Source organism: Curtobacterium sp. C2H10, assembly GCF_025407985.1.
Classification (GTDB): Bacteria; Actinomycetota; Actinomycetes; order Actinomycetales; family Microbacteriaceae; genus Curtobacterium.
The window spans coordinates 216,082-238,013 of the sequence record NZ_JABXGF010000001.1; the positions used below are offsets into that span (position 1 = coordinate 216,082).

General features: G+C 66.7%; 20 protein-coding genes and 1 tRNA gene. 7 read left to right on the top strand and 14 right to left on the bottom strand.

Features of this window, described 5'->3' with window-relative positions:
• Positions 1-11: 11 nt before the first annotated feature.
• The 3 genes from HWD93_RS01015 to HWD93_RS01025 all read right to left on the bottom strand — a co-directional run bounded on the left by HWD93_RS01015 (position 12) and on the right by HWD93_RS01025 (position 2,209).
• Positions 12-785, bottom strand: a complete 774-nt coding sequence (locus HWD93_RS01015) for an SDR family oxidoreductase (RefSeq protein ID WP_071303545.1) — start codon at positions 783-785, stop codon at positions 12-14.
• Positions 782-1,237 carry a MarR family winged helix-turn-helix transcriptional regulator gene (locus HWD93_RS01020; protein ID WP_254790778.1) on the bottom strand — a complete coding sequence of 152 codons (456 nt, stop codon included), beginning with the start codon at positions 1,235-1,237 and terminating at the stop codon, positions 782-784. Before HWD93_RS01020 ends, HWD93_RS01015 begins: the two co-directional genes overlap by 4 nt.
• A 153-nt stretch (positions 1,238-1,390) precedes the next feature.
• Complete coding sequence (locus HWD93_RS01025; protein WP_071303544.1) at positions 1,391-2,209, bottom strand: enoyl-CoA hydratase/isomerase family protein; 819 nt, start codon at positions 2,207-2,209, stop codon at positions 1,391-1,393.
• A gap of 145 nt (positions 2,210-2,354) precedes the next feature.
• Here HWD93_RS01025 and HWD93_RS01030 point away from each other — a divergent pair, with 145 nt between their 5' ends.
• Positions 2,355-2,735: an ester cyclase gene (locus HWD93_RS01030; protein ID WP_071295117.1), complete on the top strand. Its 381-nt coding sequence runs from the start codon at positions 2,355-2,357 to the stop codon at positions 2,733-2,735.
• Between the two features lie 117 nt (positions 2,736-2,852).
• On the opposite strand, the gene HWD93_RS01035 is transcribed toward HWD93_RS01030, so the two are convergent.
• The 10 genes from HWD93_RS01035 to HWD93_RS01080 all read right to left on the bottom strand — a co-directional run bounded on the left by HWD93_RS01035 (position 2,853) and on the right by HWD93_RS01080 (position 16,021).
• Positions 2,853-3,434: a hypothetical protein gene (locus HWD93_RS01035; RefSeq protein ID WP_261645770.1), complete on the bottom strand. Its 582-nt coding sequence runs from the start codon at positions 3,432-3,434 to the stop codon at positions 2,853-2,855.
• Positions 3,435-3,445: 11 nt separating this feature from the next.
• Positions 3,446-4,177: a hypothetical protein gene (locus HWD93_RS01040; RefSeq protein ID WP_261645771.1), complete on the bottom strand. Its 732-nt coding sequence runs from the start codon at positions 4,175-4,177 to the stop codon at positions 3,446-3,448.
• A gap of 70 nt (positions 4,178-4,247) precedes the next feature.
• On the bottom strand, positions 4,248-5,363 hold the full coding sequence (locus HWD93_RS01045) for a DUF4429 domain-containing protein (protein ID WP_261645772.1): 1,116 nt from the start codon (positions 5,361-5,363) through the stop codon (positions 4,248-4,250).
• Positions 5,364-6,107: 744 nt separating this feature from the next.
• Complete coding sequence (locus tag HWD93_RS01050) at positions 6,108-6,473, bottom strand: hypothetical protein (protein WP_261645773.1); 366 nt, start codon at positions 6,471-6,473, stop codon at positions 6,108-6,110.
• A 145-nt stretch (positions 6,474-6,618) separates the two neighbouring features.
• Positions 6,619-6,822, bottom strand: a complete 204-nt coding sequence (locus HWD93_RS01055) for a LacI family DNA-binding transcriptional regulator (RefSeq protein WP_082517921.1) — start codon at positions 6,820-6,822, stop codon at positions 6,619-6,621.
• Positions 6,823-6,976: 154 nt separating this feature from the next.
• Complete coding sequence (locus tag HWD93_RS01060) at positions 6,977-8,881, bottom strand: glycoside hydrolase family 127 protein (RefSeq protein ID WP_261645774.1); 1,905 nt, start codon at positions 8,879-8,881, stop codon at positions 6,977-6,979.
• Positions 8,882-8,982: 101 nt separating this feature from the next.
• A complete protein-coding gene (locus HWD93_RS01065) occupies positions 8,983-12,870 on the bottom strand; it encodes a DUF5695 domain-containing protein (RefSeq protein WP_261645775.1) in 3,888 nt (1,295 codons plus the stop codon).
• A gap of 28 nt (positions 12,871-12,898) precedes the next feature.
• Positions 12,899-13,801, bottom strand: coding sequence for a carbohydrate ABC transporter permease (locus HWD93_RS01070; protein WP_082517922.1), 903 nt, complete (start codon positions 13,799-13,801; stop codon positions 12,899-12,901).
• Positions 13,798-14,574 carry a carbohydrate ABC transporter permease gene (locus HWD93_RS01075; protein WP_056122845.1) on the bottom strand — a complete coding sequence of 259 codons (777 nt, stop codon included), beginning with the start codon at positions 14,572-14,574 and terminating at the stop codon, positions 13,798-13,800. The genes HWD93_RS01070 and HWD93_RS01075 overlap by 4 nt, the downstream gene beginning before the upstream one ends.
• Before the next feature lie 184 nt (positions 14,575-14,758).
• Positions 14,759-16,021: an extracellular solute-binding protein gene (locus HWD93_RS01080; protein WP_056122848.1), complete on the bottom strand. Its 1,263-nt coding sequence runs from the start codon at positions 16,019-16,021 to the stop codon at positions 14,759-14,761.
• Between the two features lie 207 nt (positions 16,022-16,228).
• On the opposite strand from HWD93_RS01080, the gene HWD93_RS01085 reads away from it, so the two are divergent.
• The 3 genes from HWD93_RS01085 to HWD93_RS01095 all read left to right on the top strand — a co-directional run bounded on the left by HWD93_RS01085 (position 16,229) and on the right by HWD93_RS01095 (position 19,162).
• Positions 16,229-17,728: an alpha-N-arabinofuranosidase gene (locus HWD93_RS01085; RefSeq protein ID WP_261645776.1), complete on the top strand. Its 1,500-nt coding sequence runs from the start codon at positions 16,229-16,231 to the stop codon at positions 17,726-17,728.
• Positions 17,725-18,771, top strand: a complete 1,047-nt coding sequence (locus HWD93_RS01090; RefSeq protein ID WP_261645777.1) for a LacI family DNA-binding transcriptional regulator — start codon at positions 17,725-17,727, stop codon at positions 18,769-18,771. The genes HWD93_RS01085 and HWD93_RS01090 overlap by 4 nt, the downstream gene beginning before the upstream one ends.
• Positions 18,772-18,913: 142 nt before the next feature.
• On the top strand, positions 18,914-19,162 hold the full coding sequence (locus tag HWD93_RS01095) for a hypothetical protein (RefSeq protein ID WP_133518459.1): 249 nt from the start codon (positions 18,914-18,916) through the stop codon (positions 19,160-19,162).
• Between the two features lie 240 nt (positions 19,163-19,402).
• Here the strand turns inward: HWD93_RS01095 and HWD93_RS01100 are convergent.
• A tRNA-Gln gene (locus tag HWD93_RS01100) sits at positions 19,403-19,474 on the bottom strand.
• Between the two features lie 80 nt (positions 19,475-19,554).
• Between HWD93_RS01100 and HWD93_RS01105 the strand changes: the two genes are divergently transcribed.
• The 3 genes from HWD93_RS01105 to HWD93_RS01115 all read left to right on the top strand — a co-directional run bounded on the left by HWD93_RS01105 (position 19,555) and on the right by HWD93_RS01115 (position 21,928).
• Complete coding sequence (locus HWD93_RS01105; RefSeq protein ID WP_070416944.1) at positions 19,555-20,049, top strand: MarR family winged helix-turn-helix transcriptional regulator; 495 nt, start codon at positions 19,555-19,557, stop codon at positions 20,047-20,049.
• 102 nt (positions 20,050-20,151) lie between these two features.
• Positions 20,152-21,477 carry a D-alanyl-D-alanine carboxypeptidase gene (locus HWD93_RS01110; RefSeq protein ID WP_261645778.1) on the top strand — a complete coding sequence of 442 codons (1,326 nt, stop codon included), beginning with the start codon at positions 20,152-20,154 and terminating at the stop codon, positions 21,475-21,477.
• Positions 21,478-21,487: 10 nt separating this feature from the next.
• Positions 21,488-21,928 carry a VOC family protein gene (locus tag HWD93_RS01115; RefSeq protein ID WP_261645779.1) on the top strand — a complete coding sequence of 147 codons (441 nt, stop codon included), beginning with the start codon at positions 21,488-21,490 and terminating at the stop codon, positions 21,926-21,928.
• The last annotated feature ends 4 nt before the right edge of the window (positions 21,929-21,932 follow it).

Sequence of the window (21,932 nt, forward strand, 5' to 3'; positions counted from 1 at the left end):
GGTTCCTCGGTTCAGCGCACGGTGGACCCGGGACGCGGGCCCTCGGCTCGATCGGTGAAGTACTGCAGGGCGGTGCGGGCGAGCGGGCTGCTCCCGGCGACCAGGTGCGCGACGTGGTCGCCGACCTGGGTCGCGTCGATCCACCGCGGGTCGTCGATCCCGGCGGCCTGCCGGGCGCGGGTCCGGACCACCCCGAGCACGAGCTGCGCGACGCGTGGACCGCGTCCGCCGAGCTCGGCGTCCAGCGTCAGGGAGAGGGACTTCGTCGCCGCGGCGCTCAGCGCGACCCCGGCACTCCCGGGGAACGGGATGTCCGCGCTCATGCCGTTCAACTGCATGAGCACTCCGGTCCCGGTGATCCGCGGCAGGAACGCCCGGAAGACCCGGAAGACACTCGTCAGGTTGCCGTCCAGCAGGCGCTGCCACTCGTCGTCGTCGAGCGCCAGCGCCGGCTTCCGGCCCTGGTCGCCCCAGGATGCGAGCGACACGACCACCCCGTCGAACGCCCCGAACTCCTGCGCCATCGCGGTCACGTCGTCGTCCAGCCCGGGGTTCATCGCGTCGAGCACCCTCGTGTGCAGGGTGCCGGGGAGCCCGGCCGTCGCGAGCCGTGCCGCGACGGCATCGAGTCGCGCGACGTCCCGTCCGGTCGCGATCACGGTCGCGCCCGCGGCGAGCATCGACCGGACCACGCCCTCCCCCACGCCGCCGCTGCCGCCGACCACGACGACCGTCCGTCCTGTCAGGTCCGCAGTGGGTGTCGTCCATGTGTCGATGGTGCTCATCGTCCGTGCTCCTCGTGTTCGTCTGCTTCCGGACGTCCGTCGTCCGGTCCGTCGCCGTCCAATCGGCGCATGTGCTCCTCGAGCGCGCGCAGTGCGCCGTCGAGCCCTGCCAGTGCTGCGTCGTCGAGCGCGTCGCCGAACCACGTCGCCGCAGCACGGAGGTGCGACCCGACGGCGGCCCGGTGGGCGGACCGCCCGGAGTCGGTGATCACGATCGACGATCCGCGCGCGTCCCGGAGGCCTCCGCGCCGTTCGACCAGTCCTCGTCGCTCGAGCCGGCGCAGCTGGTGGGCGAGGCGACTGGAGTCCCAGCCGATCGCTGCGGCGCACGTCGTCGGCCGGGCGTCGCCGCCCATGTCGACCAGGTGCGCGAGCACCGTGAACTCCGCCTCCGACAGGTCGGCTCCGTCGCGCAGGTCGGCGCCGACACGGCGGCGCAGCCGCTCCGTCACCACCTGGAGCCGTTGCCACGTGGCCAGTTGTCGCTCGCTCAGTCGCTGTTGCACAGCGGCTACAACTACCTGACGCGTCAGGTATTCCCGTCACGACCGCAGATCGGACGGGAGGCGCGGGTCGGGCCCGCACCGCGCCTCCCGTCCGCCGTCTCACGCGTCGGCGACCCGACGTCGAGCGGCCGCTCCGATGAACTCACCGAGTTCGAGTTCCAGGGCGAGCAGCTGGTCGTCGTCGAGACGCGCAGCACCGGCCGCCGCCCGTGCGCGGTACGACGGGCTCGCCACGCGTTCCTCGAAGGTGCGGTAGGCGGACTCGAGGTCGGCCTTCGGCGGGAGGGTGGCACGGTTGACCATCGCCTTCGCGGTCGCGAGCGCGTCGCCGTCGAAGGAAGCGAGGCGCCCGATGACGCCGGCCACGTACTCGTCGAGCTGGTCGTCGTCGAGCGCACGCGTCACCCACCCCCAGCGCTCGGCGGTGTCTGCGTCGTAGTCCGCGCTGGTCAGGATGACCTCCAGCGCGCGGTCACGTCCGATCTGACGGGGTAGTCGCTCCGTCCCGCCACCACCAGGGACGACCGCCGTGCCGACCTCGGGCTGTCCGAAGCGGGCGCGCTGCCGGCTCGCGTACCGCAGATCCAGTGCGAGCGCGAGCTCGTTGCCGCCGCCGCGCGTGCGCCCACGGATCACCGCGATCGTGATGTACCGGGCCTCCGACAGCGCGACGACGAGATCGAGCCAGGCCGCACCTCCGGGGAAGTCGTCGATCCGCGCGAGGTCGAAGTGGTTGAGGAAGAAGTCGTCGGTGCTGCTCTCGAAGACGAGCACCTTGAGGTCCGAGTCGCCCGCGAGCCCCGCGACGACGTCGGCCAGGCCGTGAACGGTCGCCCCCGTCATCAGGCCGACGGGTGGATCGGAGACGACCACGCGTCCGACCTCGGGTGACTCGCGGGTGAACTGCACAGCGGGCATCGGATCTCCGTTCGGTTGGTGCCAGCGACCGTACGGAGGCGACGGCCCGGGAGCGTGTCCCGGTCGGGGGCAGGCTGCCGGGCCGCGCGACCGGCGAAGATCTGGTCAGCGGAACGCAGAGGGCGCACCGCGGAGAGGAACACCCATGTCGACCGCCGAGAACACCGAGACCGTCGTGGGCTTCTACACGCAGTCGTTCAACGACGGCGAGCCCGAGGCCGCGGCATCGCGCGCCCTCGGCACGAGCTACGTGCAGCACAACCCCTCGGCCCCTGACGGTGCGGAGGCATTCATCGCCTACGTGCACTCCATGCGCACACGGTTCCCCGGACTCCACGTGGACGTCAAGCGGACCGTCGCCGAGGGCGACCTCGTCGTCACCCACAGTGCGTTTCACCTCGCACCGGGCGACCGCGGCATGGCCGTCGCGGACTTGTGGCGGCTCGAGGACGGACGCATCGTCGAGCACTGGGACGTGATGCAGCAGGTACCGGAGCAAGCGGCCAACGCGAACACGATGTTCTGATCGAGCCGAGCGAGGTGTTCGGTCTATTCGCGGATGCCAGTGCTTGCGCGGATCGCGGATCCCAGTCGTGACGGGCGTTCCACGGGTATCGGGATTCTGTTCCATGGCACCGCGACGTCAGCCGTTGTCGGCCGCCTTTCGAACGCGGAGCTGCGCCAGTCCGGCTCCGACTCCCGCGACCGCGCTGGCAGTCAGGCCAGCCACTACCAGCCCGGCTGCGGCCGCGATGCTGGTCATGAGCACTCTGAGATTCCCGCGTGGCTTGCGCGGTGAGTGCGCGCGGACCGCGCTTTCGAACCACGACGTTGGCACTTCGCCGATGTGCCAGTTCGCGATGCGGCTGCTTGCCTCGAGGGCGACCTTGAAGACCTGGGTCTGGGTGGACGCGGCGTTCATCAGGTTCACCTGGGTGGCCAGCCATGTGGCGATCGCCCTGTCGCGTTTGGGCAGTCCAACGAGGAGTCGTGGGACGAGGAGCGCGTAGTCCAACTCTGGCTTGTGCCAGAGCCTCGCCACAGTCGGCCAAGCGCGGCGCCTTGTGATTCGGTCGAGCGCGTCGAGTACTTCGAGCACGGCCGCCTCCCGCGCTTGCGACCGGCCGGCACGGATTGTCGTCACTTGCGTGTACGCGAAGAGCCCGACCGTGACGACGATGGAGATGAGCGCCGCAAGTTGTGCAGCCGCCGCGAGCCCTGTCAACGCTCGTGGCCTCAGCGGTCGAGCTCGTTGAGCGCGAGGATCTGGTCGTGGGTGAAGGAGCCGAGAGGTGCTCCGTCTGAAGCCACTGTGGCGATTGACTGCACGGACGGCCTGATTCGATTGCCGACCTCATCGTTGAAGGCGATCGGGCTGGCTACGAAGCTCGCGAGGTTCGGGAACGGGTTGATGTAGTCGAACTGGTCCCTCGTGATGCCGGCCTTGGCAGGGTCGAAGGTCACCTGCACAATCCCGCCTTCGAAACGCACTTGGGAGACGGATTTGGCGAGGACGACGCCCTTGGAAGAACGCTCGGCGAAGTAGTCGTTGAAGACTTGAAGCACCTCCGCGTCAGTTATAGCTGGGGCATCAGCCGCGGCGGAGGCGGCTGCAGCCCCTGTAGTTGCGGCGGCCGAAGGTGTCGGCACGGCAGAGGTGGTTGCTCTTGCGGAGGCTTCCGGCCTCGCGATCGCGGTTGCCGTCTCGACAGGCGCAGGATCTCCCTCGGCAATCGCTCCGATGACGATAACGATGACGGCGACAGCGGCCACGGAACCGCCGATGATCAGCGCCTTCTTCGGACGCGGCCTCTTCGGCCGGCGGAACACGAGACTTGACCGGAGCGCACCCTCGTTCTGCTGAACGAGTTCCCACCCGTCCTGTTCCATCCTCGACCGCGTCTTCCCTTCAAGACCGCGGATAGCGTTCACGGTCTTTGTTTCATACCGCACGCGCTCGTCGTTCAACGACTGTCCCCTTCCTCACGACCCGGCTAATCCGCTCCCGCTCACAACGCACAGCGCCGGCGAGTGCCCTTCATTGAGCAATCAAGCGAGCCTTCGCGCTGGCGAACTCCTCGTCAGAAAGCACTCCGGCGGCCCGAAGGTCAGCGAGTTTTTGGATCTGCTCGGCCAGCCCGTCGGCAACCGGCGCTGGGGCCGGTGCGACGAGCACGGTGGGTGCCTTCGCTCGGCTGATGCGAGCCTTCAGCTCGTTGATCTCTGCGAGGCAGGCGTTGTACTCCGGCTTCGACAAGGGCAAGGCGTTGCTCAGCGTGTACGGGTCAGACGCTGCAGAGTTGCGCGACTTGCCAGCACCGCTCCAGAAGTCGTGGTTCGCCGTGCCGCTGTAGCTCGGCGTGAGCACCTCCAGCACACCGTTCACAAAGCCTGAGTTGTACTCGATGCCCGTGATGTCGGTGAAGTGGAAGGTCGCCGAGCGTTCCCCACCGAGCGAGCCGGCCATGAAGCTGGTCAGGGCACCAGTCTTGATGATGACCGCTCTGTCATCGAACGCCGCGAGCGTGCCAGCCCCACCTGAGGAGGTGAGAATGAACCAGGGCTGCTCATCCTCGTGGCACTGGCGCAGAATCGCTTCGCTCACCTTCCGTCCGAGCTTTCCTCTGACGATCGAGTTGGGCCATTCCGCCCCCTTCGCTGCCTCGAGGCGAGCAGTAGACGCAGCGACTTCGTCTGCAGCCGCATCAGCTGCCTGGAGCAGTTCGTCAGGCGGTGTCGATGAACGCCCCTCGTCCACAAACCGCGACATCACGTCGTGATCGGCCTTGGGCACCATCTTCAGGACCGTGCGAACTCCCGCTCGTGAGGTGACCTCGACGGTCTCCTTCTTGCGATCGAACACGACGTTCGTGATGTCGGCGTACCGCACCTCGAAGTTGATCGAGCGATCCTGCAGACCGACCAAGCGGAGCGAAGTCAGCGCGACCTCAGAGATGAAGGGTCGAAGGTTATTGCACACACCGAGGAACCAGACGTCCTCGCCAGGGAGGAGCGTTTCGCGCGCGGTTGCGGCCTTTTTCTCCGCCTTGGCGGGCTTCCACTTGGTCGTGTATTCGGTCATGGCGTGGTCCTCTGCCCTCGGGTTGGCTTCGGCCGGGCTAAAGAAGTAGCGTCCACGGCCGAACATGAGCATCCCACGAGGGTGCCGCCGCGCCAAAGGCTTTAGTTGCCCCCAGAAGAGGCCGCGCACACCGCGCAACCAGACGTGGGCGCGGGACGCTCCCACCACTGCGCGCGTTTGAGGGTCAGCTACGTGGAGCCGATGCCCCTACCTCTCAGGAGTCAACCGAACCGGCAGCAGTCCCCATCAGCGTGCTGTTCGGGTGCGCGGTGATGCTGCTCCGTCGAGCGAACTCTAGGGAGATCGACGCGACGACGGACAAATTGCAAGCGGTGGGGCCGGCACCGGGGTATCGCCGGTGGCGGCCCCACCGTGCCCGTCTGGATCAGACGTAGGTGCCGACGAATCGAACTGGGAACCGGGACGGATCACGTGCAAGATGTCAATGGATGCCTGCTTGTGTCAGGTGGGCTGCTCACGGTGACGGCGTTGGCTCTGATGGCGTTCACGGGATGGTTCGTGTTCGCGATGCTGTCGCTACTTGTCGGGGCGCCGGCGCTGGTCGGGGGAATCGTGCTGATCATCGAATCCAAGCGTCGGAAGCCCGACAGGGGCTAACTGCGCCTGCTGTGACCTCGCGAACGGCTGGTGCTCCGCTCCGGCCCCCGCGACATGAACCCGAGTCCATCGAGAGTCCCATCGAAGTCCTTGGCATCGTCCTCACGATAAACGACGCGCATCCCCCTCCCGATGCGGCCCGCGCAAGCAACGGACGCACGCCCGTTCAGGTGCTGTTCGGCAGCGCACTCGGGGTCGTCAAACGGCGACGAATCCGCTTTCTCGGTAAGAATACCCTCCCGGTCCGGGTTCTTGCGTCGAATTCACCGCGTGGTCGAGGTGAATGGCCAGCAAGCTGAAGGCAGCCAGCTCCGGAAGGTCGTCTGTCGTGTTGGAGGTAAGGGCGACTGCCGCGCGCTGCAAATACGGCCACGCTGCTGCGAGTTCGGACTCGAGGACTTGTACTCGTACCACCTTCTGCCACGGAGAGCCGTCGGCCTTCGTTCTCGGTGTGGGCGTCAGAACGATCGTGCTCTCCTGGTAGTGCACCTCCATGGCGTCCGGACGGGCGGCGAGCCAGACGAACAGTTCGCGATGGATGCTCTTCAGGGACGGTTCGCTCACGGTGCTCCCAATCTGTGCCGACCTGTTGATTGTCCCGCACACCCACTCTGGGCGGAGGTGCCGGTGGGTGGGGTCCGCGTTGGTGTCGCCAGCGCCTGACTTCTCCGCTCCTGCAGGGAGCGGAGGCCGGACCACCGGCGGTGTTTCAAGTCGGTTTCTTTGCTCTGCGGCCGAGCTGGGCTGCTTCTGCGTTTCGTTGGTACCCCAGGTAGGCGATGACCGCCAACACTCGGTGCCTCGTGGTGGGAGCGACGCTCGTGGGGTCGTTGAGGACGCGTGAGACAGTCTGGTGCGAGACGCCTGCCACCGTCGCCACGTCGTAGATGGTGGGTGCACCAGCTTCAGCCATCTGCTTTCACCTGATCTGTCCGTGTCGCCGCGGCCGCGAGGCAAGACAGGCGGTCTCTGATTGCCCAGCTGGTGCACCCATCCGCGAATGCAATCGGTCGCCTACGAAGGCTGGCGTTCGCGTCATAGCGCTTCCTCTCCCGCTTCCAGCGGCGTCATTCAGTGGGGAGGAACACCCGCATCGTCGATGGACCTCGATTCCCCCAGGTCGAATAGGGGACGAGCCGCACTGTGTCGATGAACCTCGTCTCTGTGACTGCGGCTCCGTAGGGGAGCGGTGATCCGGTCTGCGCTTCTCGTACCGCGATCGCGACCCGGACGTCGTCTGGGCCGTCGTCCTGCAAGGCGACTTCGTCGAGGAGGACGACATCGTTGATCGCTCTTCCGAGGTCCGTGGACTCCAAGGCGTAGACGAGGGGGCCCCGCTCGATGGCGACGGTGCCGCGAAGAGCATCGATGCGCGGATCGGGGTGCGTGATCCGGGCCCGATTGGGTACCGTCAGCGTCACCCTGTCTCCCCGGTTGAAGATCCGATCGACGGCGATCGACGTGCCACCCGCCACGCGGTGGTGGCCGTCCGGCGTGTCGAGCTCGGCGGTCGTGGCCCAGGCCGGCACTCGGAGTCGAAGCTCGAGCGGTGTCTCACTCGACTTGGTCGCCGTGACGATCACTTCGCCGTTGAACGGCCAGCCGGAGCGGACCTCGAAGCCTGCCGTGCCGCCGCCCGGGAGGTCGACGTCGATGTCGTAGTCGCCGTACTGGTGCAGCTGGAGCCCGTGCTCGGTCATCGTTGCGAAGACTGATTCCACGCTCGCGAGGGTCCGGGCGAGGTTCGTCGGGCAGCACGAGACCTCGAACCAGGGTGCACGCAGACTCGCGAGCGCTCTGGCACTCACTTCGTCCTCGGGTGGGACTGTTCCCTCGACACGTTGGTGCAGCGTGTTCGCGTAGAAGAACGCGCGGCCATCCTCTCGGGGCGCCACCATCACCGCGTTGTAAAGGGTGCGTTCGATGAGGTCTGCGTACTTGGCGTCCCCGGTCTGGAGCAGCAGGCGCCACGACAGCATGTTGGAGGCGATCGCCGCGCAGGTCTCGCCGTACTCGCGGTCCGACGGCAATTCGAAGTCCGCACCGAAGGATTCGTCCTGGTGATGCGAGCCCATTGCACCGGTGAGGTAGGTCCGCCGTGCGACCGTGCGCTCCCATTGCAGTTCGGCAGCGCGTAGCAACTCGGCATCGCCGGTTTCCACGGCGACGTCGACGGCGCCCGCCGCGAGGTAGAGCGCTCGGACGGCGTGCCCACGCATCACGTCCGCTTCGCGGAAGGGAAGCTCGTCTTGGAAGTACTCCTGCCCGAACTCGATCGGTTTCAGGAGACCGTGCCCACGTCGTTCGACGAACAACCGCGCGAGCTCGGTGTACCGGTGGTCGCCGGTGGCCCGTCCGAGTTCGACGAGGGCCGGTTCGATCTCCGGGTGCCCACATACCGCCTGTCGCCCGTCGGCACCGAACACCGCAACGAGATGGTCGGCGACGCGGACGGCGACGTCGACGAGGGGTCCGCTGCCGGCGGTCCGAATTTGCGCCACGGCAGCCTGAATGAGGTGGCCCATGCTGTAGAGCTCGTGACCCCACTCGAAGTTCGACCACCGAGCAGGTTGCCCGGGACGTCCGAAACTCGTGTGCAGGTACCCGTCCGGGGACTGGGCAGCAGCCACTCGTCTCACGAGGCGCTCGTACCGGCTCGCGAGATCCGGGTCAGCGCTCCGTCCGAGTTCCCAAGCCATCGCCTCGAGCAGCTTGTAGACCTCGGAGTCGACGAATTCGATGCCCGAATGTGTGAACGGCTCGCCCGCCGCGGCGGCGTCGAAGTTCCCGATCCACCCGATTCGCTCCATCCAGTCTTCGCAGTGCTGCAGGATCGTGTGCGCGTTCCGGTCCTGCCATTCTCCCCAGTACCCACCGGCGAGCCGGAGAGCCCCGAGAGGGAGCGGGCGCAAGAGAGAGGAAGAGGGCAGCACCGGGCCGTTCCTGGGTGCGGTCCTGTTGGTGATTGGCATGGGAACCTTCGCGGTGAGGAAGACGGAACGTTGGCGTGCGGGCGGTTGTCTGGGTGCTGCTGAGGTGCGGGCCGGATCCCGAAAACCCGGCCCGCACCGGCTCAGCGGACGTCCCCGTGGATCTCGAAGGTGTCGATCGTGCCCTTCAGGTACGGGTCCGGGAACTGGGACTTGCCCAGGTAGTCACCCGTGGTGCGGCCGAGGTCCTTCGGCGCCACCTTCATGGCCGTGTTCTGACCGATCTGTGTCCCGTCCGCGTAGAGCGTGCCGGTCGTGGTCCCGTCAGAATTCGGTTTGAACGTCAGCTTCAGCGTCGTCCAGGTGTTCGCCTTCATGGTGTAGTCGCTGGTGATCTGGGTCTCCGCGCCGTTGCCCGCGTTGCTGATGGCGAAGCCGACGTGACCGTCACCGAGCGCTGGCGTGAGGAACATGTACTTCGTGGTGTTGCTGCCGAAGTCGAAGATCCTGCCGAACGTCTGCACCGAGTCCACCTTTAGTCTCGTCGAGATCGTCATGGACGTTCCGCGCGAAACGATGTCGTTCGGCAGCTGCAGGTAGGAGCCGTCTGCGCCGTCGAGTCGGAGTGCGCTCGTGCCAGCGTCGCTGGTCACTGCCGCGGTGCCGTTCAGCGTTGCGTTGTTGCCGCTCCCACTCGTGTCGGGCACCGTCTTCCCACTTGCCGTGGCGAAGGTGTAGTTGACCCAGTTCGTGGGCATCGGTGCCGGGGCTGTGACGGTCACCTTCACGCTGTCGGTGGACTGTAGCGATCCGTCGGACCCGGTGAGGGTGAAGAGGTAGTTGCCCGCTCCGCTGACCTTCACCGTCGGGTGCAGGCTCTTCGGGTCACTGATCGTCGCGGTGGCTCCGGAGGGTTTCGTGTTCACCGTCCAGGTTGAGTTGAGTGTGCCGTTCGGGTTGCCGAGTCCGTCGTCGGTGGCCGAGCCGCTGAGGGTCACGTCATCCAGCCCGTTGACGATGCCGGTCTGATCCGCGCCGGCGTTGACCTTCGGTGCCGTGTTGGCATCCGGAGCGGCCGTCACGAGGCGGACGGTGTAGCTGGACCCTGCCGGAACCTGGTACGTCACGCTCGTGGGGGCGCGGAGCGTTCCGGCGGCGGCCGCCGGCGTGTACACGTTGATCTTCCGTTGCGCTTGTCCGTTGACGAGCACCGAGTACGTGCCCTGGGCCAGCCCTGTGACGTCGAACGAACCGGTGTGTGCTGCCCCGGAGACGTTCGCCAGGTCGAGGCGGAGGTCGGCGCTGTTCTTGCCGACGACGGCCTGCGTGTAGCGGTCGGAGTTCAGGTCGACGGAGAGCTGCTGGCTGACCAGGTTGAGCTTGCGCTGCACACCGTCGGTGGGTTGCACCGTCGTCGATGACTGATCGGAGGAAACCGTGGCGCCGTAGCCGATGGTCCCGAAGATCGGGTCATCGGTCACGACGTCCGCGCTCATGTTCTGCAGTGCGCCCCAGAGGTTGAGGTCGCTCTCGCCGGTCATGCCCCGCCAGCCGTTCAGGAGCTGCACGTTGGTGCCCCCGCCGACTCCGAGGGTGCCGAGGTTGCCCTTCTCCGACTGGTAGGACCATGCGGAGGCGCCGATGTTCGCCGGCACGTTGCTGATCTGTCCGGAGTTCACGTTCGCGATCGCGCCGAGCTTCGATGCGTAGTTCAGTCGCTGCAGTTCGGCCCGCTCCGTCGGAGTGACCGCGTCCGTGCCGGTCTCAAGCGCGGAGGTGTGGTTGATGTAGTCGTCCATCGTGTACCCCGCGAGGGCGATGCTGTACTGGAACTGCCACCAGTTCTCGCCGGTGATGGTGGTGGGGTCGGCGTACCAGTACCAGACGGGCATCTGTCCTCGCGCTGCGCGCGTCTTCGCCACGATGTCGCGCATCATCCGCAGCGCGTTCGCCTTGTCGGCGTTGACGTTGAGCTTGGCGAGTGTGTACACCGCCTCTTCGCCGGTGTTGTCGTAGCTGTACTCGGAGCCGTACGGGTACTTCTCCGACGAGAAGTTCTTGTACTTGACGGCCATCTTCGCTTCGATGTCGTTGGCCTGCTCGGTCATGCCCTCGGTGCGCAGCGCATCGATCAGCGCGGGCGTGGTGAGCTCACCCATGAGACCGGTGTTCCAGTTGTATGCGACTGGGCCGTCGTAGAGCTCCTTGAACACCCCGTACGCCTGCGTCAGGTACCACTTCGACGGGTGGCTGTAGCTGATCAGGCCGGGGTTCTGCTTCGCGATCTGGTACATGCTGAAGAACGTGTTGTAGATGTGCGGGTAGGCGTACCCGCGGTAGCTGGGTGTCGTGTTCGCGGCACCGGGCTTGCCCTGCTCCCAGAAGTCGTAGACGAGGTAGCTCGGCTTCGTCGTGTCGGCGGTGTTGCCCATCAGGTGCTCCCAGACGGCCTTCTCGAGGTAGAGGTCGAGGGACTGTACCTGCGTCTTGACGGGGTCGAGCGCGTTCTTCGCCGCGAGGAACTCTCCGTGTGGCAGCCCCCAGTCGTCTCCGAGGCCGTAGTAGCCGGCGTACTCGTTGCGTTTGCCTTCCGGCGCCTTCGTCGACGACGGCAGCGAGCCGTCCGCGGCGTTCATCATCCAGTCGTCGTAGGTTCCGTACCGGATGTCGTCGGTGGTGATGCCGTCGGCGGTCGTCCACTGCTGGTTCTTCACCATGAAGTCCGCATGCGCGTTGAGGGCGTTCGCGACCTTGTCGGTGACGGAGAACTGCAGCACGCTGGAGCGGGATCTCCCCGCCGCGTCCGTGTAGTTCACGGTCACCAGGTTGGTTCCCAGTTGGGTCTTGTCGAAGGCGATGGAGTAGATGCGGTAGTCACCGTTGGCGCGTGAGAACGTCACCTTCGGGTTCGTCGGGTTGGCGCCGCCGAGGTCGTTGTTGTTCTTCGCCGTCACCGAGGTGATCGTCCCCTTGATCCGGAACGCGGCCTGCGCGGTCTGGTCGTACGGCACGACGAGGCCCGGGACGACGGTGGTGTCGAGCAGCCCCTGGTTGTAGAGCACGTCTTGACGGTCGTTGTCACTGGTGAACTTACTGATGTGGAACGTAAGCGTCTTGCTGGCTCCGGCGGCGAGCGTTGTCGCCGTGGATCCGAGGTACCCGCGGTTGGTCGACTGGATTGCCGTGGAGTTCGGGTAGTAGACGTTCAGGCCCTTGATGTTCGAGCTCTCGTTGTCCGAGTTCCACGCCCACGAGGTGTCGCCGACTTCCTGGGTGCGCCAGCGGTCCTGGTACTCGAAACCGGAACCGGTGCCCGTGTCAGCAGTGATCATGATCCCGGGGCCTTGACCGCTGGGGCGCTGCAAGGTCAGGTACGAGCCGTTCTTCCCCACGTAGGAGTGGGTGAGGACGCGGGTCTCGTAGATCGAGTCGCCACCCTTCCAGAGTTCGTTCGCGGGGATCGGGAGTCCCCAGTCCCCGAGGACGAGTCGCTGGCCGGAAGTGTTCTCGACGTTCTGCTTCCAGGTGATCGATCCGTCGGCAGCGACCGTGTACGTCTGGGTGAACGTGAACCCCTTCACCCCTTCGGCGTCGGTCGAGTTCTTGTAGGTGACGGTGACCGTGTTGCCGTTGACGCTGACAGTGCGACCATCAGCGGACTCCGTCGTCCAGGCCTTCTTCCACGGCGTCGTTCCGACACCGGTCTTGCTGATGGTTCCGTTCCCGGTCGCGTAGCTGAACATGACGTTGCCGAGCCACTGCTTGTACTTTGCGTTCGTCTCGGCTGCCTGCTCGGGAGCAGTGTCGGGATTCATCACGTACTGGGTGTCGTACGTGTCCCCTGGGATCTTCAGCGACTGGATGCTGCCGTCGCTGGCGAACCCGGCCGCGAGCTTGGTGGAGCTGATCGTGTTCGCGATCTGCGTCGCGGCGGTTGCCGACCCTGGATGGGCCAGGACCGCCACCGCGACTGCGGTCGCGATCGCGACCACCCCGGCGGTGAGTCGTGAGCGTGTTCTCGAGAGCAGCATCATTGCCGCCTTTCGGTGAGCGAGGAACTTACTTGGTGGACCCGACCGCGAGACCTTCGCGGAGGAGACGGAACGAGGCGATGTAGACGACCAGGAGCGGGATCGACGAGAGCACGGCCAGAGCCATCAGGCCCGGCCAGTTGATGCCGTACCCCGACGTCTGCTGTGCGATGAGTGCACTCATCGGGTAGTTGACCGGAGAGATGAGGAGGTTGATCGCGTAGAGGAACTCGCCCCACGAGACGAGGAAGATCAGCGCAGCCACGGTCGCGATGCCGTTGCGAACGATCGGGATCACGATGCTGATGAACGTCCGCAGGCGTCCCGCACCGTCGATCGACGCGGCCTCTTCGATCGCGTCCGGGACACCGGCGAAGAACGGACGGAGCAGCAAGGTGGCCCACGGAAGCAACATCGCGCCGTTAGCGAGCACGAGGCTCATTGTGGTGTCGAGTAACCCGACCCTGCTGAAGAACGTGTAGAGCGGGATGATGTTCGCCGTCTGCGGGACCATCTGCAGGAAGATGAGCAGCGCCAGCACCACGCTCGCTGCGACGCCGTTGACCCGCGCGAGCGCGTAGGCAAGGGGCACCCCGAGCAGCGCGACGAGGACGGTGGTCCCGACGGCGATCTGGGCGGACTGCAGCAGGGCCGTCGACAATCCGGCGTTCGCGATCGCGTCGCGGTAGGCGCCAAGTGTGGGAGTGAACAGGGCGAAGGGACTCCCGCCGAGGACGGCTCCCTGCTGCTTCAAGGACGTCAGCAGGATCCACACGAGGGGCAGGCCGTAGACGACGTACAGCAGGGTCCGAACTGTCGCTGCGACTGGTTCACGAGCAGGGCGCCGTCGTCGGTTCGGATGCCGAGGAGCGGTGACCACGGCTGCCATCGAGAGCGGGGCCTGGCCGTGGCGTGGAGCGGTGGTGGTCATTGGTTCTCCCGCCGGACGGACCGGACGTAGACGAGTGCGAGGACGGCGACGATGACCAGGGCGATGACACCCGTGGCGGAGCCAAGGCCGTAGTCGTGTTCGATGAAGGCCTGCGAGTAGCTGAGGAACGGCAACGTCGTGGTCGACGTCCCTGGTCCGCCCGCCGTCATGACGTAGATGAAGTCGAAACTCCGGAACGCGTAGACCACCGTCAGGATCGCGAGGATGACTGCGGTCGGTCGTGCGGCCGGTATCAGGACGTACCAGATCTCCTGCAGCTTGCTGGTGCCATCGAGGGATGCAGCTTCGAGGACTTCGGGATCGATGTTGAGCAGCGCAGCACGGAACACGAGCGCGTTGAACGGGATGACAGCCCATGCATTGACCGCGGCGACGGACAGCAGCGCCAGGTGGGGGTCGTAGAGGAACGGCAATCCTTGCGGAGCGATGCCGAGCCCTCGGAGGACGCCGTTGACCAGTCCGTCGTCGGCAAGGAGGAACTTCCAGATGCTGCCGTTCACGACCGGTGGGAGCGCCCAGATGAACACCATCATCCCGAGCAGGATCGAGCTCGCAGGCCGGGATGAGCGGACGACCATGGCGACGCCCAGTCCACCGATGATCCCGATGAGCGTGACGATCGCGACGAACAGTGCCGTGTCGAGCGCTGCCGGTGCGACGCTCGGCCCCTGAAACAGCGATGCGTAGTTCTGCAAGCCGACGAAGGGCCATGCCTGGTTCAAGGTCCCGGTGCTGACCTCGCTGACGCTCATCTTGAGCAGGAGGTAGATCGGGTAGATCGAGAAGACGGCAAGGACCGCGATCCCAGGGGCTGCGAAGGCGAGCCGGCTTCGCCCTCGCAGCCCCCGCCGCCGTGGGGGCACCCGCTCGCTGGCGGACCGTTCAGGGCGGTCAGTGCGGAGAGATGATGCTCCCACGGTGGTTTCTCCAGTCCTGCTACTGCTTGAGCAGCGGCTCGAGCTTGTTCAGCAGGTCGCTGCTGATCTGATCGGGCGTGCCGGTACCCGCGATCGCGGCGCTCCAGGACTCGCCCACCGTCTGCAACACGGTCGCGACGTTCTTCGACGGGATGGCCCGGTCCGGAGAGGCGTGACCGTTCTTCGCAACGATCGACGAGAACACCGAGAGGATCGGGTCGTCCTTGACCTGCGGAGCTTCGGCAACGTCAGCACGTGCGGGGATCGAGCCGAAGGCCTTCAGCAGTGTGAGTTCACCCTGCTTGGAGAAGAACTCCTGCTCGAGGTACTGCTGAGCGAGCTCCTTGTTCTTCGAGAAGGCGCCGATGTTCTGCGCCTCACCGCCGAGGTAGATCGAGCCCTTGTCTCCGACGGGGATCGGCACGACTCCGTAGTTGAACTTCGCCGACTGCTTTGCCGACGCGATCTGCCAGTTACCGTTGACTGCGAACGCGGTGTTGCCAGCCGAGAACTGCTGGAACGGAACGGTCTGGTCCCAGGTCGAAGCTTCCTTCGTGAGGTAGCCCTTCGCTGTCCAGTCCTGCATCAGCGAGAACGCGTCTTCGAGGGGCTTCTTCTCGGGCTTCGCGTAGTCCCATCCGGCACGGGACAGCCAGGGGAACGCCTGCCATTCACCCTCTGAGTTCGGCTTCCCCGTGAGGGTGATGCCTTCCTTGCCGGCCGCCTTCGCGAGCGCCAGGTCCTTCTCGAGCTCGGCGAAGGTCGTCGGCGGCTTGACGCCGAGCTGGTCGAGGATGTCCTTGTTGTACCAAAGCCCGATGAGGTTCACGAAGCCCTGCACGCCGAGGGTCTTGCCGTCGACCTTCTGGATCACGGAGTCCGGGAACTGGTCCTTGTCCGCGAAGTCATTCCACCAGGAGTCCATCGGTGCGATCGCGCCGGCCTTATCGAGCGTGTACGTGTCCGCTGCGTTGTACACGACGACGTCCGGACCGCTCTTGGTCCCCGCGGCCTGCACCAGCTTGTTGGTGAGCTGGTCGAACGGCACGTACACGTTCTTCACCGTGACACCGTCGTGCTTGGCCTCGAAGTCCTGACCGAGGGAGTCGAGCCCCTTCGTCTGCCCTGGGACCGAGTAGTAGTGCCACACCGTGAGGGTCTTCGTCCCACTGCTCTCGCCACCTGCGGCTGGAGCCGATGACGGCGTACAGCCAGCGAGACTCGCGACGGCGGCAATCGTGGCGATCGTCGCCGCCAAGATCTTGTGTGTGCGACGCATCATGCGCCCTCTCTTTCGGGTGTGTCTTCGTTGACCGCCGCTGGCCCGAGGGAGGGGATCGTGGGTTTCATCGATGAAATCCTGGGTGCACGACCGCGGCAGGCTGAGCATAGGCAGGTTGGCGGGAGAACGTCAACCATGCTTCACTGGGCGTCACCAGCACCTCGGGGTAGCCACGGTCGCCCTTGTTCATCGATGAAACGGATACTCATGTCCTCACAGGGATCAGCGAAGATCACCGTCCACCCGGAGTTCGTGGTGGGAACCGTCGACCACCGACTCTTCGGTTCATTCGTCGAGCACCTCGGGCGGGGCGTGTACGGCGGGGTCTTCGATCCGGACGATGCAAGGAGTGGCGCCGAGGATTTCCGGGAGGATGTGCTTGCGCTCGTCCGTGAGCTGGGAGTCTCCACGGTGCGGTACCCGGGCGGGAACTTCGTCTCCGCCTACGACTGGCGGGACGGCGTCGGGCCGGTGAGCGAGCGACCGGTCCGCCTCGATCCCGCGTGGCACTCCGTCGAGACCAACCGCTTCGGCACGGATGAGTTCCTGTCGTGGTGTCGGCGGGCCGAGGTCGAGCCGATGCTCGCGGTGAACCTTGGGACGAACGGCATCCGGTCTGCTCTGCAGCTGCAGGAGTACGTCAACCACCCGTCCGGGACGACCCTCGCTGATCTCCGGAAGGCGAACGGCCATCCGGAGCCGTGGGCGGTCCGGACGTGGTGTCTCGGTAACGAGATGGACGGCCCCTGGCAGATCGGGCACATGCCGGCTCGGGAGTACGGGCGCCTGGCAGCGGCGACCGGGTCGGCGATGCGAGCGGTTGACCCGGATCTCCGGCTCGTCGCCTGCGGCTCGAGCAACGACCGCATGGAGACGTTCGGGACGTGGGAGCGCGAGGTGCTCGAGGAGTGCTGGGAGGTGATCGATCACATCTCGTGTCATCAGTACGCGCGGTACGACGGCGACCTTGCCCGATTCCTGGCATCCGGCGTCACGATGGACCACTTCATCGCCACCGTCGCCGCAACGATCGCTCATGTGGGCGCCGTTCGCCGCAGCAAGCGGGAAGTGACGATCTCGTTCGACGAGTGGAACGTGTGGGACTACACGGCGCACGATGCACGCGTCGCGCAGGGCCTTGGCTGGGACGTTGCGCCGCGGTTGTTGGAGGACGTCTACAGCGTCGCCGACGCAGTCGTCGTTGGCGACATGCTGATCAGCATGATCAACCGAGCCGATGTTGTTCGTGCGGCGAGCATGGCGCAGCTGGTCAACGTCATCGGGCCCATCATGGCCGAGCCGGGGAAACCGGCCTGGCGCCAGACGACGTTTTTCCCGTTCCGGGACGCAGCGGCGAGTGCCGGAGGGGAGGCCCTCCAGGTCGCCATTCAGGCGCCGACAACGGAAGCAGAAGCGCCGGCAATCAGCGCTGCAGTGGTTCAGCGCACGGACGGAACGCTGCAGATCATGCTCGTCGGACGCCACACCGCAACAGCGATCTACGTCGAACTCGACCTGAGCTCCTTCGGCCCGGTGGCGGGGGCGGCCGGGACAGTGCTGTCCGATCCGGACCCGTTCGCTACGAACGACGCGTCCACGCCGGAGCGGGTGCGACCACAGTCGCTGCCGGTCGATATCCTCGGCACGGGAGTCCGGGTGCAGATCCCTCCGGTTTCCTGGAGCGTGATCACGGTCACCTTCTCATGACCCTCGAGAGGACGATCGTGCCGACATCGCAGCCGCGGCGTTCCGCGACGATGGCGGACGTCGGTGCGGCGGCGGGGGTCACCGCGCGCACCGTGTCGAACGTTCTGTCCGGAAAAGTCGGCGTTCGCGATGCGACACGGGATGCTGTCCTGAAGGCAGTCCGCGACCTCGGCTACCAAATGAATGTTTCGGCACGGGGGCTGCGTACCGGGCTGACGGGCATGATCACCCTGGCGATCCCGGACCTGAGTATCGACTACTTCGCGCAGCTCGCGAATGGAGTCATGCGCGAGGCCGAGGCGCACGGATGGACAGTGATCATCCAGCAGACGGGTGCGCGGCGAGAGACCGAACTCGCGATCCTCTCCGGAGCGGCACGGCAGCTGTCCGACGGCTTGATCTTTCAACCGCATGCCCTGGGACCTGGAGACGAACGGCTCATCACAGGAGATCAGCCCTTGGTACTGCTCGGCGACCGGATCTTCAACGGGCCGGTCGACCACGTCGCCATGGCCAACGCGGAGGCTGCTGACGCAGCCACCACCTACCTGATCGACCGCGGTTGCCGCAGCATTGCGGTGGTTGGGGCCAATCCGGCGGGTGGATCAGTGAGTGCAGCAGCGCTCCGGCTGCAGGGGCACGCCCAGGCTCTCGAGCGAGCCGGCCGAGGACTCGACGACAGACTCGTTGCAACAGCCAGCGAGTGGCATCAGAACGACGGCGCCGTAGCCGCTCATCGATTGCTCAACAGCGGGGTCGCGTTCGATGGTCTGTTCTGCTTCAACGACAACTTGGCAATCGGAGCGATGAGTGTGCTGCTGGAAGCGGGCCTGGAGATTCCCAGAGATGTGCGCGTCGTCGGCTTCGACAACGTTCCTGCCGCTGCGTTCTCCTATCCCTCATTGACAACCATCGATCCGGGACTTGCGCAGATCGCAAAGACGTCGACCGATCTCCTTGCCCGGAGAATCTCGGACGGGCCTCCAGCGCAGCCCTCAGAGATCGTCGCGAGTTTCTCGCTCGTAGCCCGCCGAAGCGCCTGAGGGGTCGACGGCCTCGTCGGGTGGCGCTGGACGTCTGGGGGCCACGGAACTCAGGCAGCGTGCCTGGTTCGGCCAGCGCAACAATGTCGAGAACGGCAACTCACGCCTCAAAGACGCCGATCGCGAAGCCCTCGGAGTGGCTATGAAGCGTCGCGTCCGCGGACCCTGGTTCGTCGAGCTCGCTGCCGCATTCGCAGCTGCAAGCGCAAACCTCGCTCGCATCATCGAGTGGCTGAAGGAGCGACTGAGCCTCGCGCCCATCAACCGCATGAACAACACCAGCCCCGCCCTGTTCGAGGCCGGCCTGAGCACCCTCACCCTCGACGAGCACGACACTCGAAACGGCTTCAACGCAATCGCGCAGCTACCAGAGTTCCAACTACTGGACTGACGAGCCCGCGCCTCCAAACTTCATAGACCCTGAACTCCCCTTCGCCACGTCCGGCAGGGGGTATTCGTCGTTCCTCGAAGCGAACGCAGACCAAGGCACGCGTCGCGGTACGCTCCCCAGCGGTCGTCGGGACAGGACGAGCGACCCTGGGAGCGGAGCGGAGCGCGGTTTTCCACCTCGGCCTAATGTCACGCTCGAATTTTCCGACTGAGATCGCCGAAAACTCCGAACACCCCCCAGCTCCGCCTCCAGGATTCGAACCCGGACCTAACGGCACCAAAGGCCGTCGTGCTGCCATTACACCAAGGCGGAACGCGCACGGAGGCGCCCGTCCATCCTCCCACGACCGCGGCGGCTGGCCGTGCAGCCCCTGCTTCCGCCAAGATGGTGGGATGCCGCAGGAGGACGAGGTCGACCGCATCGTCGCGGCGTGGGGTCGCGAGCGCGCCGACCTGGACTTCGGCCCGCTCGAGGTCCTGTCCCGCGTCGACCGGCTCGCCCGACACCTCGACCGTGCACGGCGTGCGGCGTTCGACGCGAGCGACGTCGAGCCATGGGAGTTCGACGTGCTGTCGGCATTGCGGCGGGCGGGTGAGCCGTACGAGTTGAGCCCGAAGACGCTCCTCCAGCAGACGCTGGTGTCGAGCGGCACGATGACGAACCGGGTGGACCGGCTGGCTGCCCGCGGGCTCGTCGCGCGTCGGACCGACCCGAAGGACGGCCGGGGCATCCTCGTGTCGTTGACCGCCGACGGGCGCGCAGCGGTCGACGCCGCGATCGCGGACCTGCTGGCCGCCGAGCGTGCCATCCTCGCCGGGGTGTCCGACACCGAGCAGGACCAGCTGTCGGGGTTGCTCCGACGCCTCATCCTCGGGCTCGGCGACTGACCCGACCGCCGAGCGGCTTCATCCGTTCGGCCGAGTCCACGGGCCGGGCTTCGGTCGTCGGGTCGATGTGCGACGAAGCCGGCTCCGGCCACGATGATCGACGTGCCCAGACTCCGCGCCCTCATCCGTCGCCGCCGCTCCGCCCTGCTCTTCGTGCTGGTGCTCCTGCTGCTGGCGGCGGGCATCACGGCCACGACCTCGGCCATCGGTGCGCAGCGCCACGCGAAGGCGGCGGGCGAGCTCTGCACCGCGGACGACCTCGCCGCCCGCTGGCACCACGGTGCGCTGTTCCTCGACGCGCGATCGGCCCGGACGGGGAAGACGGTCCTGACGCACCGGGGTGACGAGCCGACGCAGACCGGCAGCACGATGAAGGTCGTCACGGCAGCCGCGGCGGTGTCCGCGCTCGGGCCCGACCACCGGTTCACGACCCGGGTCGTCGCCGGCACCGATCCGGGCGCGGTCGTGTTGGTCGGTGGCGGTGACCCGACCCTGAGCCGGCTGCCGTCCGGTCAGGACAGCGTCTACCCGCACGCACCGCACCTCGACGACCTGGCGCGGCAGGTGCTCGAGGCTCGTGCAGGGCAGCCGGTGACCTCGGTGCAGGTCGACACCAGCCTGTTCGACGGGCTGGCGTGGCACCCGAGCTGGCCGGAGAGCGCTCGGACCAGCGGCAGCGTCTCGAACGTCACGTCGCTCATGGTCGACGGTGACCGCGACGACCCGACCGAGTCGTACTCGCTGCGGAGCGCCGGAGCGGTCGCGCGCGCTGCGACGGCGTTCGCGGCACTCCTCGGGCCGGACGTCCGGGTGGACACGACCTCGGTGCCGGCGCCGTCCGGCGCGCAGGTGCTCGGGACCGTGCGGTCGGCGACGGTGTCGGAACTGGTCGGGATGCTGCTCACGGACTCCGACGACACCCTCGCCGAGGTGCTCGCCCGCCACGTCGCCATCGCCGAGGGTGCCGGCCGCTCCTTCGACGCCGTGCAGGCCGGGAGCACGAAGGCCCTGGTGCGGTACGGGGTACCGACCGGAGGCCTGCGCCTCGTCGACGGCTCGGGCCTCAGCCCGGACAACCGGGTACCCGCTTCGGCGCTCACCACGCTGATGCGCGCCGTCGCTGCGAAGCAGGACGGCCTCGGTCCGGTCGACGCCGGGCTCGCGGTCGCGGGACGGACGGGCACGCTCGGCGACGACGGCCGCTTCACCGGTGCCGCGACGGACGCCCGCGGGCACGTCCGCGGCAAGACCGGGACGCTCGACGACATGTACGGCCTGACCGGGGTGACCGACGAGGTCGGCGGGGACCGCGTCGTGTTCACCGTCTTCGCCGAGGGCACGAGCGATCCGGGCGCGCGGAAGGAGATCGACGCCCTGGCAGCGGCGTTGTGGCGGTGCGGCGGACACGCTCCGGCGCTGCGGGGGTAGCCTCCGGCCCATGCACGCGATCACCCTGCCCGTCGCCGACGTCGCACGCTCGGCGGAGTTCTACCGCGCCCTGCTCGGGATCGACGGCAGCGGGGTGATCGGCACCGAGTACCCCGCGACCGACACCGAGGCGGGCGGCACCACGGCGATGTTCACGCTCGACGACGGACTCATCGTCAGCGTGTACGGCCGCGACGACATGGCGAAGGACTCCGGCACCGCCCTGGCGACCGCGCCGAGCAGCACGATCGGGCACTTCGTGGACAGCCAGGCCGACGCCGAGGCGTTCCTCGACCGCGCGCGGGCCGCCGGTGCGACGATGCTCGCGGCGCCGTACACGCGGCCGTGGGGCATGTGGTCCGGCTTCTTCCAGGACCCCGACGGGCACCTGTGGGAGGTCGTCGCGAACCCCGGCGGCGGGGCCCCCGAGGACGCGAAGCCAGTCGAGTAGACCC

Bases quoted from the DNA above. Each gene is read 5' to 3' on its own strand.
- HWD93_RS01070 (WP_082517922.1), bottom strand. From the start codon at position 13,801: ATGACCACCACCGCTCCACGCCACGGCCAGGCCCCGCTCTCGATGGCA.
- HWD93_RS01055 (WP_082517921.1), bottom strand. From the start codon at position 6,822: ATGGCTGAAGCTGGTGCACCCACCATCTACGACGTGGCGACGGTGGCA.
- HWD93_RS01060 (WP_261645774.1), bottom strand. From the start codon at position 8,881: ATGCCAATCACCAACAGGACCGCACCCAGGAACGGCCCGGTGCTGCCC.
- HWD93_RS01080 (WP_056122848.1), bottom strand. From the start codon at position 16,021: ATGATGCGTCGCACACACAAGATCTTGGCGGCGACGATCGCCACGATT.
- HWD93_RS01045 (WP_261645772.1), bottom strand. From the start codon at position 5,363: ATGCTCATGTTCGGCCGTGGACGCTACTTCTTTAGCCCGGCCGAAGCC.
- HWD93_RS01030 (WP_071295117.1), top strand. From the start codon at position 2,355: ATGTCGACCGCCGAGAACACCGAGACCGTCGTGGGCTTCTACACGCAG.
- HWD93_RS01105 (WP_070416944.1), top strand. From the start codon at position 19,555: ATGCCGCAGGAGGACGAGGTCGACCGCATCGTCGCGGCGTGGGGTCGC.
- HWD93_RS01090 (WP_261645777.1), top strand. From the start codon at position 17,725: ATGACCCTCGAGAGGACGATCGTGCCGACATCGCAGCCGCGGCGTTCC.
- HWD93_RS01085 (WP_261645776.1), top strand. From the start codon at position 16,229: ATGTCCTCACAGGGATCAGCGAAGATCACCGTCCACCCGGAGTTCGTG.
- HWD93_RS01065 (WP_261645775.1), bottom strand. From the start codon at position 12,870: ATGCTGCTCTCGAGAACACGCTCACGACTCACCGCCGGGGTGGTCGCG.
- HWD93_RS01115 (WP_261645779.1), top strand. From the start codon at position 21,488: ATGCACGCGATCACCCTGCCCGTCGCCGACGTCGCACGCTCGGCGGAG.
- HWD93_RS01095 (WP_133518459.1), top strand. From the start codon at position 18,914: ATGAAGCGTCGCGTCCGCGGACCCTGGTTCGTCGAGCTCGCTGCCGCA.
- HWD93_RS01025 (WP_071303544.1), bottom strand. From the start codon at position 2,209: ATGCCCGCTGTGCAGTTCACCCGCGAGTCACCCGAGGTCGGACGCGTG.
- HWD93_RS01075 (WP_056122845.1), bottom strand. From the start codon at position 14,574: ATGAGCGTCAGCGAGGTCAGCACCGGGACCTTGAACCAGGCATGGCCC.
- HWD93_RS01015 (WP_071303545.1), bottom strand. From the start codon at position 785: ATGAGCACCATCGACACATGGACGACACCCACTGCGGACCTGACAGGA.